Annotated in this window: 17 protein-coding genes and 1 riboswitch; all 17 genes read right to left on the bottom strand. The window is 53.4% G+C overall.

Translation table 11 applies throughout. From position 1 onward, the window contains the following. Positions 1-1,543: lysine--tRNA ligase (gene lysS / locus Q5911_RS14155; protein ID WP_303183738.1), on the bottom strand; the 1,543-nt coding region annotated here is incomplete at its 3' end. A gap of 102 nt (positions 1,544-1,645) precedes the next feature. Then, the gene (gene greA / locus Q5911_RS14150) at positions 1,646-2,128 is read right to left on the bottom strand and encodes a transcription elongation factor GreA (RefSeq protein WP_076780104.1); all 483 of its coding nucleotides are present in this window, start codon (positions 2,126-2,128) and stop codon (positions 1,646-1,648) included. 229 nt (positions 2,129-2,357) lie between these two features. Next, complete coding sequence (gene dusB / locus Q5911_RS14145; RefSeq protein ID WP_303183736.1) at positions 2,358-3,332, bottom strand: tRNA dihydrouridine synthase DusB; 975 nt, start codon at positions 3,330-3,332, stop codon at positions 2,358-2,360. A 4-nt stretch (positions 3,333-3,336) separates the two neighbouring features. Then, entirely contained in the window at positions 3,337-4,140 is an 804-nt protein-coding gene (locus Q5911_RS14140; protein ID WP_076780100.1) for a type III pantothenate kinase, read from the bottom strand. 50 nt (positions 4,141-4,190) lie between these two features. Continuing rightward, on the bottom strand, positions 4,191-4,526 hold the full coding sequence (locus tag Q5911_RS14135) for a DUF6145 family protein (protein WP_076780098.1): 336 nt from the start codon (positions 4,524-4,526) through the stop codon (positions 4,191-4,193). Next, on the bottom strand, positions 4,519-5,499 hold the full coding sequence (locus tag Q5911_RS14130; protein WP_303183739.1) for a biotin--[acetyl-CoA-carboxylase] ligase: 981 nt from the start codon (positions 5,497-5,499) through the stop codon (positions 4,519-4,521). Before Q5911_RS14130 ends, Q5911_RS14135 begins: the two co-directional genes overlap by 8 nt. A gap of 10 nt (positions 5,500-5,509) precedes the next feature. Then, complete coding sequence (argF, locus tag Q5911_RS14125; RefSeq protein WP_303183733.1) at positions 5,510-6,445, bottom strand: ornithine carbamoyltransferase; 936 nt, start codon at positions 6,443-6,445, stop codon at positions 5,510-5,512. A 133-nt stretch (positions 6,446-6,578) separates the two neighbouring features. After that, entirely contained in the window at positions 6,579-7,517 is a 939-nt protein-coding gene (locus tag Q5911_RS14120; RefSeq protein ID WP_076780094.1) for an SPFH domain-containing protein, read from the bottom strand. A gap of 1 nt (position 7,518) precedes the next feature. Continuing rightward, positions 7,519-7,956: an NfeD family protein gene (locus Q5911_RS14115; protein ID WP_076780092.1), complete on the bottom strand. Its 438-nt coding sequence runs from the start codon at positions 7,954-7,956 to the stop codon at positions 7,519-7,521. A 38-nt stretch (positions 7,957-7,994) separates the two neighbouring features. Beyond that, on the bottom strand, positions 7,995-8,801 hold the full coding sequence (locus Q5911_RS14110) for a TrmH family RNA methyltransferase (RefSeq protein WP_076780090.1): 807 nt from the start codon (positions 8,799-8,801) through the stop codon (positions 7,995-7,997). Between the two features lie 86 nt (positions 8,802-8,887). Then, the gene (locus Q5911_RS14105; protein ID WP_033125950.1) at positions 8,888-9,577 is read right to left on the bottom strand and encodes a response regulator transcription factor; all 690 of its coding nucleotides are present in this window, start codon (positions 9,575-9,577) and stop codon (positions 8,888-8,890) included. Further along, a complete protein-coding gene (locus Q5911_RS14100; protein ID WP_303183728.1) occupies positions 9,570-11,066 on the bottom strand; it encodes a sensor histidine kinase in 1,497 nt (498 codons plus the stop codon). The genes Q5911_RS14105 and Q5911_RS14100 overlap by 8 nt, the downstream gene beginning before the upstream one ends. A gap of 100 nt (positions 11,067-11,166) precedes the next feature. After that, the gene (gene metK / locus Q5911_RS14095; RefSeq protein ID WP_226395459.1) at positions 11,167-12,354 is read right to left on the bottom strand and encodes a methionine adenosyltransferase; all 1,188 of its coding nucleotides are present in this window, start codon (positions 12,352-12,354) and stop codon (positions 11,167-11,169) included. A gap of 172 nt (positions 12,355-12,526) precedes the next feature. After that, a riboswitch (SAM riboswitch) is annotated at positions 12,527-12,624 on the bottom strand. Between the two features lie 120 nt (positions 12,625-12,744). Further along, on the bottom strand, positions 12,745-14,037 hold the full coding sequence (locus Q5911_RS14090) for a UDP-N-acetylglucosamine 1-carboxyvinyltransferase (protein WP_076780086.1): 1,293 nt from the start codon (positions 14,035-14,037) through the stop codon (positions 12,745-12,747). A 262-nt stretch (positions 14,038-14,299) separates the two neighbouring features. After that, on the bottom strand, positions 14,300-14,797 hold the full coding sequence (locus Q5911_RS14085; RefSeq protein ID WP_076780084.1) for a shikimate kinase: 498 nt from the start codon (positions 14,795-14,797) through the stop codon (positions 14,300-14,302). Positions 14,798-14,992: 195 nt separating this feature from the next. Continuing rightward, complete coding sequence (locus Q5911_RS14080; RefSeq protein WP_303183724.1) at positions 14,993-15,163, bottom strand: hypothetical protein; 171 nt, start codon at positions 15,161-15,163, stop codon at positions 14,993-14,995. Positions 15,164-15,202: 39 nt separating this feature from the next. Then, complete coding sequence (locus Q5911_RS14075) at positions 15,203-15,559, bottom strand: hypothetical protein (RefSeq protein ID WP_076780072.1); 357 nt, start codon at positions 15,557-15,559, stop codon at positions 15,203-15,205. Positions 15,560-15,781: the final 222 nt, after the last annotated feature.

Below are 15,781 nucleotides of genomic sequence, written 5' to 3'. Positions count from 1 at the left end.
CTGTCTGTGCCGGCGCAACGGACTGCGCCTCGTTGTTTGCGGCGTTCTTTGCTGCCCCCTGTGACTTCATGGTCGGGAACAGGAGCACATCGCGGATAGCTGCGGAATCTGTCAGAAGCATGCACATTCTGTCGATACCGAAGCCGATTCCGCCTGTAGGCGGCATACCGATCTCCAGGGCATTCAGGAAATCCTCGTCTGTGGTGTTTGCCTCGTCGTTGCCCTGTGCCAGCTGCTCTTCCTGGTCTTTGAAGCGCTCTCTCTGGTCAATGGGATCGTTCAGCTCAGAGTAGGCGTTCGCCATCTCCCAGCCGTTCATAAAGAACTCAAAACGCTCCACATACTCCGGATCATCCGGCTTTTTCTTTGTGAGAGGTGAGATCTCGATGGGGTGGTCTGTGACAAAGGTCGGCTGGATCAGATGCTTCTCCGCGAACTCCTCGAAGAAGAGGCTCAGGATATCGCCCTTCTTGTGGCGCTCCTCGTATTCAACGTGATGCTCGTCCGCCAGCTTTTTAGCGTCCTCTGTCGTCTTTACTTCGTTCCAGTCAACGCCTGCGTATTTCTTCACGGCGTCTACCATGGTAATTCTCTCAAAAGGCTTTCCGAGATCCATCTCCACCCCGTTGTAGGTGATGGTGGTGGTTCCCAGCACTTCCTGTGCCACATGGCGGTACAGGTTCTCCGTGAGGTCCATCATGCCGTTGTAGTCTGTGTAAGCCTGGTACAGCTCCATCAGAGTGAACTCCGGATTGTGTCTCGTGTCCAGTCCCTCGTTTCTGAACACGCGGCCGATCTCGTAAACTTTCTCCAGTCCGCCCACGATCAGCCTCTTCAGGTAAAGCTCCAGGGAAATGCGCAGCTTGAAGTCCTCTCCCAGAGCATTGAAGTGAGTCTCAAAGGGTCTTGCTGCCGCGCCGCCTGCGTTGCTCACCAGCATGGGAGTCTCCACCTCAAGGAATCCCTGGCTGTCCAGGTATCTGCGGATGGCGCTGATAATGTGGGATCTCTTGATAAAAGTATCCCGCACTTCCGGGTTCATAATAAGGTCCACATACCTCTGGCGGTAGCGGGTGTCTGTATTTGTCAGGCCGTGGAATTTCTCCGGCAGGATCTGCAGGCTCTTGGAGAGGAGCTTCACTGCGGAAGCGTGGATGGAGATCTCTCCTGTCTTTGTCTTGAAGACTTCGCCTTCAATGCCCACGATGTCACCGATGTCCAGTTTCTTGAACTCTTTGTAGGCTTCCTCGCCGATCCCGTCTCTGGCCACATAGGACTGAATATTTCCGCTCTGATCCAGAACATTACAGAAAGAAGCCTTGCCCATCACGCGCTTCTGCATGACACGGCCGGCCACGGACACGTGTTTCCCTTCCATCTCCTCATAATGATCTTTGATGTCAGCCGCATGGCATGTCACATCGTATTTTGTAATCTTAAACGGGTCTTTCCCGTTTGTCTGGAGCTCCGCCAGTTTTTCGCGGCGCACCTTTCTGAGCTGGTTCACATCCTGTTCCTGTACATTGTTCTGCTGCCTGGTCACTTTATTCACTCCTTCTTCTTTTCTTGTTTTTTGTATCTTGTACTGTTCTCCTGTCTAAATCAGATCTGGCTGGATCTTCTAACTAAATAGATCTAAATAGATTTAGACGGATCTCTCTATCTTGAGAACCTTGTATACCAGTTCTCCTGCCTGTGTCTCCACAGTCACGCTATCGCCCACCTCGTGGCCCAGCAGCGCCTGTCCCACCGGGGACTCGTTGGAGATCTTGCCCTGGAGACTGTTTGCCTCTGTGGATCCTACGATCCGGAACTCCATCTCCTCCTCAAATTCTTCGTCATAGACAGTCACGGTACAGCCGATACTGATCTTGTCAAGGTTCACCTCGTCCTCCACAACGACTTCCGCATTCTTGAGGATCTTCTCCAGTTCCTCGATCCGGGCCTCAATGTCGCGCTGCTCATCTTTGGCTGCGTCGTACTCTGCGTTCTCAGACAGGTCTCCCTGCTCTCTCGCCTCTTTGATCTTTCCGGCTACTTCTTTTCTCTTCACCACTTTCAGATTCTCGAGCTCTTCCTCCAGCTTTTTCAGGCCTTCATAAGTCAGAATTGTCTTCTTTTCTTCCATTTCAATCCTCTCCTCTTACTGCTTGCATTCTGTCTATTTTACAGAAGTTTCCTCCTGTTTAAGTCCACTTTCACAATTTCAATATTATACATAACGTCTTTTTCAATGTCAATACATTTTTCCCCTTAACCGTATACTTAATATATACATAAGAAACGAAAAAAAGAACAGGATCATCACCTGATTGTGATTTCCTGTTCTTTTACCTTTTATGCCTGGAATTTTGTTCCTACATCAGTTTTTCCTGCAGCAGCTCCTCAAGCTCCTGGTATGTCTCCACCTTGTTGATCTCCTCCCGCAGCCGGGCCGATCCTCTCAGCCCTCTTGTATACCAGGACACATGCCCCCGCATCTCCCGGATACCGGAATATTCGCCCTTGTACTTTACCTGGAGACGGGCATGGCGCAGCATCATCTCCCGGATCTCCCCGATCTCAGGGCGGGGCGGGATCCGTCCTGTCTCGTCGTAGCATTTCAGCTCCCGGAAGATCCACGGATTGCCTCGGGCTCCCCGGCCGATCATAACGCCGTCACAGCCGGTCTGCTCCATCATCCGCAGGGCATCCTCCACGCAGGTCACGTCCCCGTTCCCGATGACCGGGATGCGCACCGCCTCTTTCACCTGCCGGATGATGTCCCAGTCCGCTTTTCCGGAATAGTACTGCTCTCTTGTCCGCCCGTGGACTGCCACTGCAGCGGCCCCCGCGTCCTCGATGATCCTGGCAATCTCCACCGCGTTGACGCAGGTGTCGTCAAATCCCTTCCGGATCTTGACGGTCACCGGTTTCCGGGTCGCTTTCACTGTCCGGGACACGATCTCGTGGACAAGCCGGGGCTGCTTCATCAGGGCGGAGCCCTCCCCGTTCTTCACCACCTTGGGCACCGGGCAGCCCATGTTGATGTCCAGGATCTGGAAGGGCAGCTCCTCTAAGACTTTGGCCTGCTCGCTGATCACATCCGGCTCAGAGCCGAAAAGCTGCAGGGACACCGGATACTCCTCCGGGTGGATGGAGAGCAGGGCTTTCGTATTTTTGTTCTTGTACTGCAGGGCCTTGGCGCTGACCATCTCCATGCACAGAAGGCCCGCTCCCTGCTCTTTGCACAGCAGACGAAATGGCAGGTCGGTCACGCCTGCCATCGGTGCCAGCACATAGGGGTGCCGGATCGTCAGATCTCCTATCTTCAGTTCTCTTCTGTCTCCCATTCTCCTATGCGTCCTTTCTCCCATCCGGCCTTCTGCTCCGGAAACGGTTTCTCTCGTAGATGAGCCGCAGTCCCTCCAGCGTCAGGATGGGATCGTAGATATCGATGCTCTCCGTGGCGGCGGCAAGGATATTGCCCAGTCCGCCTGTGGCTACCACCTTCGCATCCGTGTAGCCGGACTCCTTTTTCATCTGGCTGATGATATACTCTGTCTGGCCGATGTAACCGTAGACAAGGCCAGCCTGCATGCTGGACACAGTCTCCCTGGCCAGGATGGTCTCCGGCTTGCGGATCTCGATCTCCGGCAGCATGGCGGCATCTCCCCAGAGGGCCCTGGCGGATGTGCGGATACCGGGCGCTGTGACGCCCACGGCAAAAGTCCCGTCGGGCTCCACCAGATCGTAGGTGGTGGCTGTCCCGAAATCCACCACGATCACCGGTCCGCCGTAGAGATAGTAGGCAGCCACCGCGTCCACGATACGGTCCGCTCCGGTCTGCCTGGGATTTTCTGTGGCCACCCGGATGCCGGTCTTGATCCCCGCCGACACAATGATGGGTTTCCGGTCAAAATATTTGATGATGCAGCTCGTCAGGGAGTGCATGATGTCCGGCACAACAGACGCGATGATAATATCGTCCACCTCAGCCGGATCTTCCCCCTGGTTGCGGATCAGTTCCCGGATGGCGATCCCGTACTCGTCAGATGTGCGGGGCAGTTTTGTCGTCATGCGGAATTTTGCCAGCAGCTCCTCCTCCCGGAAAAGTCCCATTGTAAAGTTTGTATTTCCCACATCGATTGCAAGAAGCATCTGTCTTATCTCCTCCTTACGCCCCTGATGGGGCTGCTCTTATTGCCTGCTTACAGGTCCAGGTCCTCTCCCATAAAGAACACCCGGTAATACAGCTGCAGGGACCGGAGCAGTTCCTCCTTCTCCTGCTGGATCTGTTTGATCTTCAGCCTGCTGCCGATCTCGTCGAACATGGCATCTCCCTCGGCGGAGGTCACCTCAAAGCACAGTTCCCCGTCCTCCTCGTACACGAGAGTCAGAATGCCTCCCACGTCATGCACATAGAGGACGCACATGATCTTCAGCTCGTCCTTCACGTGATCCGGCAGCTGCTCAAAGTCAGGGTTCAGATAATATTTTTCTTCATATGAATTGGCTCCGCAGAGCACGACCTTTCCATTATACATATCCATAAATTCCTCTCACAGAGACTTCCCCTGCAAAGACAGCCTCCGTGGCGCCGTCCTCCTTCTGTACGAGAAGCTCTCCTTTTTTATTGATGCCCGAAGAGAGGGCGCTGTACTCATGTCCCGGCTCCAGGACCCGCACCTTCTCCCCCACATTCACCAGCAGATCATTGTAGGCAGCCTGGATCCCGGACAGATCTCTCGTCTCCAGGAAGAGGCGGCAGTTCTCCTCAAACCGCTCCATCACCGCGGCTATGAGGGGCGCCCGCAGAAAGGTGCGGCCCGCCTCCAGCATAAGGGAGGTGGCCCGGTCCGCGATCTCCTCCGGGAAGGAGGGCTGGTTCACATTGATCCCAACGCCGATGACCACGTAGTTGATATAGTCTATCTCCGCGCTCATCTCCGTCAGGATGCCACAGAGCTTTTTCCCTCCGGCCACAATGTCGTTGGGCCACTTGATGCGGGCGTCGATACCTGTCTGGTCCCGCAGGGCCTCCGCCACGCTCTGGGCCATGACCAGCGTCAGCATGGGCGCGTCGGAGGGCCGGATATCCGGCCGCAGCAGAAGGGACATGTATATGTCCCTTCCCGGGGGAGACTCCCAGCTTCGTCCCCGGCGCCCTTTCCCGGCGTTCTGCCTGTCCGCCACTGCCAGGGTCCCGGCGGGGGCACCCTCCTCCCCCAGCTTCTTGGCCTGGGTGTTGGTGGAGTCCGTCTCGTGAAAATAAGAGACATTCCGCCCTGCCCACTCTGTGGAGATCCTGCTTGCGATCTCCGCCTGTGACAGTATATCAGGGCTCTCGCTCAACCGATAACCCCTGTTGCGGACTGCCTCTATCTGATAGCCTTCTTCCTTCAGCTGTTCTATTACTTTCCAGACAGCAGTTCTGGAAACATGGAATTTCTCACAGATCTGCTGTCCGGACACATATCCGTCGCTCTCCCGGAGCATGGATAAAATCTCAGTCTTCATCATATCTCAGTTATTCACCGAGGGTTGCCACCATGATGGCCTTGATAGTGTGGAGACGGTTCTCCGCCTCGTCAAACACAACGGAGGCCTCACTTTCAAATACGTCCTCGGTTACCTCTTTCCCTTTATTTGCCGGCAGGCAGTGGGAGAACAGTGTCGTGGACTTGCCTGTCTTCTTCATCAGCTCCGCATTGACCTGATAGGGCAGCGCCAGCTTGGTGCGCTCCTGCTCCTTCTTCTCCTCTCCCATGGAGAACCATACGTCTGTGTAGAGCATATCTGCACCCTCCACAACGTCCAGCTTATCGGAGACTTCCACTGTGGAGCCGGCCGCCTCAGCAAAGGCTTTGCATGTCTCGATCAGCTTCTCATCCGGCCAGAGACTCTTAGGCGCGGCCACAGCCACATTGACGCCCACTTTGCTGCATCCTACCAGAAGGCTGTTTGCCACGTTGTTGCGCCCATCTCCCAGATAGACCACCTTCAGCCCTTTCACATAGCCGAACTTTTCTTTCAGTGTCAGCAAGGTAGCCAGGCACTGGGTGGGATGCCACTGGTCTGTCAGGCCGTTCCACACCGGAACGCCGCTGTACTGGGCCAGGGCCTCCACAAATGACTGCTCAAACCCGCGGTACTCGATGCCGTCGAACATGCGTCCCAGCACCCGGGCCGTGTCCTCGATGCTCTCCTTCTCGCCCAGCTGGAGCTCACTTCCTGCCAGGTAAGTGGCTGTAGCTCCCTCATCCTGAGCGCCGATGGTGAAGGCACACCGTGTCCTGGTGGAGGGTTTCTCAAAGATCAGGGCAATATTTTTCCCCTTCAGGCTGTCGCCCTTGATCCCCTGTTTCCTCTTTGCTTTCAGTTCCTCTGCCAGATCCACAAGATACAGGATCTCCTCCGGTGTAAAGTCAAGTAATTTTAAAAAGCTGCGTCCTTTTAAATTCATTTTATATACATCCTTCCTTGAAATCAATGTATACATCTTATATAAATGCATATATATGCATAAAAATAAGTTGTACCGCTTTTATAATAGCACTTTTGTATACTTTATTCAAGTTTTTTGTATATTTATACCTTTATTTCTGTTCCTCGTCCGCAGCGGCCACCTCGGTCAGGGATTTCACCAGACCGGCAATGCCCTGGATCTCGGAAGGAATGATGATCTTGGTGGCTTTTCCGTCAGCCGCCTTCTCAAAGGCCTCCAGGCTCTTGATGGTGAGAACAGACTGGTCTGCCCCCGCCTCTTTCAGGAAACGGATACCGTCTGCATTGGCCTGCTGGACTTTGAGGATGGCCTCCGCCTGTCCTTCTGCCTCCCTGATCGTGGCCTCCTTCTCAGCCTCCGCCCGGAGGATAGCTGCCTGCTTCGCAGCCTCGGCATCCAGGATGACAGACTCTTTTTTACCTTCTGCCACAAGGATGGAGGATTTCTTCTCTCCTTCCGCCCGCAGGATGGCCTCACGGCGCTCACGCTCTGCCTTCATCTGTTTCTCCATGGCATCCTGGATGGCTGCCGGCGGAATGATGTTCTTCAGCTCCACCCGCTTTACCTTGATGCCCCAGGGATCTGTGGCCACGTCCAGTGTAGCCCGCATCTTTGTGTTGATGGTCTCCCTGGATGTCAGCGTCTGATCCAGCTCCAGATCGCCGATGATATTTCGCAGCGTGGTGGCCGTCAGATTCTCAATGGCCATGATCGGGTTTGCCACGCCGTAACAGAACAACTTCGGGTCCGTGATCTGGTAGAACACAACTGTGTCGATCCGCATGGTGACGTTATCCTTGGTGATCACAGGCTGGGGCGCAAAGTCCACCACCTGCTCCTTTAAGTCCACACGTCTTGCCACCCGCTCGATGAACGGGATCTTAAAGTGGAGTCCCACGCCCCATGTGGCCTGGTACGCGCCAAGTCTCTCGACTACCAGCGCCTTTGACTGCGGCACCACCTTCACACAGGAAATAAGGATCAACACAACAAAAATTAAAAGTATGATTCCAACAATTGCCCCCAGCATATTAAAGTTCCTCCTTTTTCTTTACGATCAGTTTCACTCCCTGCACACCTTCCACAGAGACTACCGTGTCCTTGGGGATCACTCCTTCAGGCTCATCTGTCCTGGCGGACCAGGTCTCCCCGTCCACCTCCACCAGTCCCTGACTCTTTATTGTGTCGATGGTCTCCAGGACCACGCCCTGGCGGCCGATCATGCTCTCTACATTGGTGCTCTGCCTCTTGTTGTTGAAATACTTCAGCGCTACAGGGCGCGTCAGCACAAGAAGCACAATGGACACCACCAGGAACAGCACGATCTGGACAGCCAGCCCGGCTCCCAGGATGCCGGCCAGAAAAGCGGCCAGCGCACCTGCCGCGAACCAGACCGTGGTCAGACCCAGCGTGGCGATCTCAATGATCAGAAGCACAATAAAGATGATGATCCAGTAAATCGGTGACATGCTTCTCCCTCCTTCTCTTCTATTCTGCTATACTGCTTTTATTTTCTTCTCCTCTGCCTGCCCGCCTCGAACATGAGCACTGTGGCGGCTATGGCGGCGTTCAGAGATTCCACTTCTCCTTCCATGGGAATGAGGATGTAGGTATCCGCCAGCTCTGCCACCTCCCGGCGCAGGCCGTTTCCCTCGTTTCCGATCAGAAAGGCGCACCCTCCGGTATAGTCTTCCCTGTCATAGTCCGTCCTTCCCTCCAGGTGAGCGGCGTAGGTCTGTATCTTCTTTTTCTTCATCTCCCTCAGCAGTTCCGGGAGGTCATCCACATACAGGCATGGCATCCTGTAGATAGAGCCCATGGTGGAGCGGATCGTCTTCGGATTGTACAGATCCACACAGTCCCGGCTCAGGAAGATCCCCGTGACGCCCGCTCCCTCTCCGGTGCGGACGATGGTACCAAGATTGCCCGGGTCCTGCAGATTGTCCAGGACCATGAGGAGCGGTTTCCGGCCCTCCTGATCCGGCTGCAGCAGCTCCTCACAGGACATCTCTTCTCTCCTTCGCACTACGCAGAGCACCCCCTGGGGCGTCCGGGTGTCAGACACATGGGAGAAGACCTGCTCTGAGAGCACCTCCGGGAAAACGCCGGCCTCGCCGGCCTTTCTGTCCACCAGCTCCCGCTCTTTTTCGTAAAATGCCTCCGACACATAGAGCTCCCGCAGCATGTCTCCGGGAACCTCCCGGAACATGCGCAGTCCCTCCGCAAGGAAGATCTGCTCCTCGTCTCTGGCCTTTCTCTTCTTTTTCAGAGTGACCAGTCTCTTGACTTTTTGGTTTGCCGTGCTTGTGATCATGCCGCCTTCTCTCTCCTGTAAAAATAAAACGGCTGTCCGCACAACTGTATCGCTGCGCAGACAGCCTGATAGATCAAATGAATCCCCTACATCTTGAACCGGTAGCCCACTCCCCAGATGGTCTCAATATACTGTGGATTAGCTGTATCCATTTCTATCTTCTCACGGATCTTCTTGATATGCACCGTGACAGTGGCGATATCTCCGATAGACTCCATGTCCCAGATCTCGCTGAACAGTTCATCTTTAGTATACACATGATTGGGGTGACTTGCAAGAAAAGTCAGCAAATCGAACTCCTTTGTCGTAAAATTCTTTTCCTCCCCGTTGACCCACACCCGGCGGGCTGTGGTGTCGATCTTAAGCCCGCGGATCTCGATGATCTTGTTGGCCTCCGCCGCGCTTCCCACAAGCCGCTCATAGCGGGCCAGGTGCGCCTTCACGCGGGCCACAAGCTCGCTGGGGCTGAAGGGCTTTGTCATATAGTCGTCCGCTCCCAGGCCCAGCCCGCGGATCTTGTCAATGTCGTCCTTCTTGGCTGACACCATGATAATGGGCGTATTTTTCTTGTCCCGCACCTGGCGGCAGATCTCAAAGCCATCCACCCCGGGCAGCATCAGATCCAGGATGAGAAGGTTGAAGTCTTCATTCAGGGCCTTCTCAAGCCCCGTCTCGCCGTCATTGGCCACTTCCACCTCAAATCCGCTCAGTTCCAGATAGTCTTTTTCCAGATCCGCGATAGCTTCTTCGTCTTCTACGATCAGTATCTTATTCATTTACCGGCACCTCCTGATATTTCCTGAGGACAAAATACATGGTCGTTCCCGTGCCTTCCCGGCTGGTGGCCCATATTTTCCCCCCGTGGTCTTCTATGATCTTTTTCACAACGGAAAGCCCGATCCCGCTTCCCCCTTTTGATGAGTTCCGGGATGCGTCCGTCCTGTAAAATCTCTCGAATATATTGGTCAGATCCTTGGCCGCAATGCCGCAGCCGTTGTCCTCCAGCTCCACCTGGACAAAGTCGCCCACGTCCTTGACCCGCAGGTTGATCTTTCCCTTTGGCTTATCTATATATTTCAGAGAGTTGTTGATGATATTATGGATGACTCTCTTGATCTGCTCCGCGTCCGCGATGACCCGCACGTCCTCCTCCACATAGTTGAAATAGCCAAACTCCACGCCCCTCTGCTCCAGCTCCAGAGCCAGATCCTCGGCGCAGTCATTAAAATAGTTGTTCACCGAGAGGGTGTCAAAATTGTAGGGTATGCGATTCGTGTCGATCTTGGAGTAGAAGGTCAGCTCATTGATGAGGGTGTCCATCTCTCCCGCCTTATTGTAGATCGTGCGGATGTATTTCTCCAGCTTCTCCGGCGTGTCCGCCACGCCGTCCATAATGCCCTCTGCATAGCCCTTGATGGTAGTCACCGGCGTTTTCAGGTCATGGGAGATATTGCTGATGAGCTCCTTGTTCTCCTTGTCAAAAGCCAGCTTCTCCTCTGTGTTGGCCTTCAGCCTCCTGCGCATCTCCTCAAAGTCACGGCACAGCTGTCCCAGCTCATCGTCTGTCTCCCACTTCATCTCGAAGTCCAGATTGCCCTCCTTGATATACTGGGCGGCCTGCTGCATCCTCCCGAGAGGCTGCATGACTGCACGGTAGATCCAGAGCACCAGCACTGCCGCCGTAAAGATCAGCACCAAACCGATGACGATCAGCACATCCACAGCAAATTCCCGAATTTCAGGGATCATATCTCCCACATCTGTCACAATAAAGGCGCTGCCGTCGGCCCCGTCACTGTACTGGAAATCAATCTGCTTTACCAGGATCTGCACATTCCCCCCAAAATACAGGCCCGCTTCAGAGGTAGTCTCTGTATTGCCGTAGGATGGCAGCTTTTCCAGTACCTTTTCCATTCGATTTACTTTTCCGCCCATGTAGGTAATGGTGTCATCTTTGCGCACAATAAGGCAGGACTTCTTGTCTGCCAGCATCTCATTAAATTCATTCAGATAGGTGGCGTCCTCCAGCTTATCCGGATTCGCCACAGCCTCCGCCCGCAGTTCGTGGCAGGGCTCCACGGTGAGCTGTCCCAGCACCTGTACCGGGTTGGTCAGCACTTCCACGGTGGTTCCCGTGAGGCCGTATGTCTTTTCAATGGAGCTGATCTGGTATCGTCCCAGCAAAAGGATGAACAGGGACGTCAGCACCACAGGCACCATGATAACTGTAAAAAATGCAATGATCAGTCGGGTTTTAAACTTCATAGCATAAACCTCCGATGTCATTTTAACATAAAAAGAGCGCTTTCCCAAAAAAGCGCTCATAAAATTTTATAAACTTTTTATAAATATATTTCGAAAAGCCTTACAGATATTTTTTCAACTCCTCCGCCTTGTCGGTCTTCTCCCAGGGAAGCTCCACATCTGTGCGGCCGAAATGTCCGTAGGCAGCTGTCTGTTTGTAGATGGGCCTTCTCAGATCCAGCATCTTGATGATGCCGGCCGGCCGAAGGTCAAAGTTCTCGCGGATCATCTCCACGATCTTCTCATCCTCCATCTTTCCTGTCCCGAATGTGTCCACCATAATGGAAGTGGGGTGAGCCACGCCGATTGCATAGGAAAGCTGGATCTCACACTTCTTCGCAATGCCGGCAGCCACGATATTCTTAGCCACATACCGGGCAGCATAGGCAGCTGAGCGGTCCACCTTGGTGCAGTCCTTTCCGGAGAAAGCGCCGCCGCCGTGGCGGGCCATTCCACCGTAGGAGTCCACGATGATCTTGCGGCCTGTCAGTCCGCTGTCCCCATGAGGACCTCCGATCACAAAGCGGCCTGTGGGGTTGATGAAGAATTTGGTCTCCCCGTCTGTCATACCCTCCGGGATCACGGCATCAAACACATACTTTTTAATATCCTCGTGGATCTGCTCCTGGGTCACTTCCGGATCGTGCTGGGTAGAAAGAACCACTGCCTCCAGTCTTGCGGGAACTCCGTTCTCATCATACTCCACTGTCACCTGGGTCTTTCCGTCGGGACGAAGGTAGGGAAGGGTTCCATCCTTTCTCACCTCTGCCAGCTTTCTGGCCAGCTTGTGGGCCAGCGCAGCTGAGTAGGGCATCATCTCCGGCGTCTCGTCTGTGGCATATCCGAACATCATGCCCTGGTCTCCGGCGCCGATGGCATCCAGCTCTTCCTCGGACATCTTGTGCTCTTTTGCCTCCAGAGCCTTGTCAACGCCCATGGCAATGTCGGATGACTGCTCGTCAATAGCAGTGATGACGCCGCATGTGTCTGCGTCAAATCCGTATTTTCCTCTTGTGTATCCGATCTCTCTCACTGTATCACGGACGATCTTCTGGATATCCACATAGGCGTTTGTGGTGATCTCACCCATAACAAGTACAAGTCCTGTGGTGGTACATGTCTCGCATGCCACACGGCTCATGGGATCCTGCTCAATGAGGGCATCCAGGATGGCGTCTGAGATCTGATCGCACATTTTGTCCGGATGGCCTTCTGTTACTGACTCAGATGTAAATAATCTTTTTTCCATAGTCCTCTCCTTTTCTTTTCTCCTGTTCATCTCCTGCGCATGTTGGAACGTGATCTTATATCCTGCCGGTATCCATTTTCTAAGTTCTCTGTCCGGTCTCTTTCTCTCCCCACAGGACAAAAAAGAAGTCCGCTTATCAGGAATAAGCGGACTGTTATACACACAACAAATCCTCTTATTGTTCGATCGCTCGCTCAGGTTGGCACCTTCCGTTGCCGGGGTTGCCGCAGCTTCACAGATCCTTTGTATCTCCACTGCTCTGAATAAGAGAAATTTTCTTTATTCTTTTATTTCTGTATCCCGTAAGATACTGTAGCTACTTTACACTCTTTTCTGCCGGAAGTCAAGCACTATTTTCTCTGCCGGCCCGTTCTCTTTCCAGCAGGTCCTCTAGCTCACTTTCAGCATGAACTTGCGGATCTCTTTCTCTGTGGATACCTTCTCGATGACAGCGCCCAGGCTTCTCAGCTTCTCCTCAAAGCGCTCGTAACCTCTCTGGATGTAGACAATGTCATCCACGATGGTGATCCCCTCTGCCGCCAGTCCTGCGATACACAGGGCTGCGCCTGCTCTCAGATCCGGCGCGCTCACCCTTGCGCCGGAGAATTTCTCCACGCCTTCAATGGTAGCGGAATTGCCTTCTATCTTCACGTTGGCTCCCATGCGGGCCAGTTCGTCCAGATATTTGAACCTGTTCTCGAAAATGCTCTCTGTGATGATACTTGTCCCCTCACACAGAGCCAGGGTTACACCGATCTGGGGCTGCATATCTGTCGGGAATCCCGGGTAGGGAAGCGTCTTTACATGCGTACATTTCAGTCCGCCCTTGGAGACTACTCTCACCGCGTCATCGAACTCCTCCACCTCGCATCCGATCTCCAGCAGCTTGGCTGTGGTGGCTTCCAGATGCTTGGGGATCACGTTCATCACTGTCACATCCCCCTGTGTGGCCGCTGCGGCAAACATAAATGTGCCCGCCTCGATCTGATCCGGGATGACAGAGTACTCTGTCCTGTGGAGCTTCTGTACGCCTCTGATACGGATCACGTCCGTTCCGGCTCCTCTGATGTTGGCTCCCATGCTGTTAAGGAAGTTGGCAACGTCTACAACGTGAGGCTCTTTTGCCACGTTTTCCAGGATGGTCAGGCCTTCTGCCATAGCGGCTGCCATCATCACATTGATGGTGGCTCCCACGCTGACCACATCAAAATAAATATGCTTTCCTACCAGCTTTGCAGCCTCGGCAATGATCTTTCCGTGTTCGATCTCCACGTCCGCTCCCAGGGCCCGGAACCCTTTGAGATGCTGGTCGATGGGACGGCTGCCGATATTGCAGCCTCCGGGAAGCGCCACTTCCGCGCGCTTATATTTTCCAAGAAGAGCTCCCAGAAGATAGTAGGATGCCCTGATCTTCTTGATATAGTCATACTCGATATCAACGCTTGTCACGCCTTTTCCGTTGATCTTCACTGTATGCCGGTCCACTCTGTGCACCATCGCGCCGATCCCCGCGATGGCGTCCAGAAGTACATTGATGTCATTTACATCCGGAAGATTATCGATCATTACAGTTTCATCGCTCATAATTGCCGCCGCAAGAATAGCAAGGGCCGCATTCTTTGCTCCGCCTATCTCCACTTCACCGACAAGCGGATTGCCGCCTTTAATAATATATTGTTCCATACTGCACCTCGATCACTCTCATTCTCCGCCCTCACCGGCGAAGCCCGACTTTCTTATATATTTTCAATCTGATTATACTCTTTATTATCTCTTGATCCCGCGTCAAAATTCATGGGAGACTTATCCTTATTCGGGACATTCTTCTTCCATCAACGCAAAATCTGCCTTCACCATTATATCACATATGTCGCACATGTAAAACATTTTTTACAAGTACGTAAAATTTCTGTAACATTTTACCATATAATGCGTCTGGCACGTATTATTTTTCTAAAACTTTTAAAACTTTACCAATTGTTTCTTCCAATGTCAACCCATCTTCGCAAATTGTAATATCTGCATATTTTTCAAAAAGAGCCCTGCGCTCCTCATACAATTCCCGGAGCGTCTGTCCATCCCGCAGAGCAACCCCTCTCTCATGGGGGTCTCCGATCCTCTTTTTTATCGTGTCATAGGACACCTGGAGATACACGATCTTTCCGATCTTTTTATAGTGTTCCATGGCGTTCTTGCAGTAGACCACGCTCCCTCCGGGCGAGATGATACTGTGCTCCGCCTCCACCTGGGCATTGATCCGGTCTTCCACCTCCAGGAACCCTTCCGTCCCGCGCTCCTTTATGATCTCGTGCAGGAGCTTCTTCTCCTTCTCCTGGATAAGAAGGTCTACATCCAGAAACCGGTAGCCCAGCCTTTTGGCCGCCACAACTCCTATCGTGCTCTTTCCGGCTGCCGGCATTCCGATAAAAATAATATTATCCATACTCCTCTCCTTCTCTCCTTGTACGTCTCCCCTTATGCAGCGCGTCTCCCCCGCACTGCGGTTTCGCATAGTCTTTCGCACATTATAGCATGGTTCCGGCGCTTTTGTCCACGGTTCATCTTCCGCAGGCCCTGCGCGGCATCATCTTTCCCAGGTCCTGCACGGTGTGTCTGCATGGTACGGCATCTGTCTTTATTATACTTCATTATATGCCGGAGGGCGCCAGGCTGTCACCGGGAGCCCCTGCCCCCTGCTGTGTCCGCTGCAAAGTCCGCCTGCGCCGGCGGCGGTAAAAGCAGAGCAGGAGAGCTTCAAAGGCGCAAAAGCCCTGATGCCCTCCTGCTCGTTTATTTTCATTATCTCCATCTCCGGCGTCCTCCAAGACGGCGGATCGCCGATCCGTGATCAGTAAAATTTTCTTTTATATTTTCTGTGGTCGCAGCGCCTTTTGCAGACTTCCTGGTACACCATGACCTGGATCAGCTCCCGCAGCCAGTCGCCCGGGTTCTCCTCCCCTTCCGCCATCCTGTCATAGATCCGTCCGCACATCAAGTGGAGCTGCAGCTTATCCGGGTACTCGTCGTAGAGCATGCTCCCCTCATATTCCATCCGGTCGCACTCATCTTCCACAAATGGCAGGGCCCGCTTTGCCGTGTCCGGGTACATGCTCTTCATGTACTCAAAGTCCCGCCTCTCTATCCTTTCATCGTCATATAACAGCGGCGTCGGATACGCCATATAGTAAGGTAATTTCCTTTCCATGCGCAACACACTCCCAGCAAAAAGTCCTTTCTACGTACAGCATATGCGCCCTTTTTTATTTTGTTACATTTGTTGTTTTTGGTCTAGCCACTTGCTGATCTGATCGTACATCTCATCAGCAAGTGGTTAGACCGAAACAAACCCGACAACTAGCCCGACTACATAATAAGGGGTTGTCGGTTAATACCGAATTTTAACCCCTGACATGCAAGGAAGAGACAA

Source organism: Lachnoclostridium phocaeense, from assembly GCF_959599685.1.
In the GTDB taxonomy this organism is placed as follows: Bacteria; Bacillota; Clostridia; order Lachnospirales; family Lachnospiraceae; genus Claveliimonas; species Claveliimonas monacensis.
This window is presented reverse-complemented; position numbering and strand designations above follow the sequence as displayed.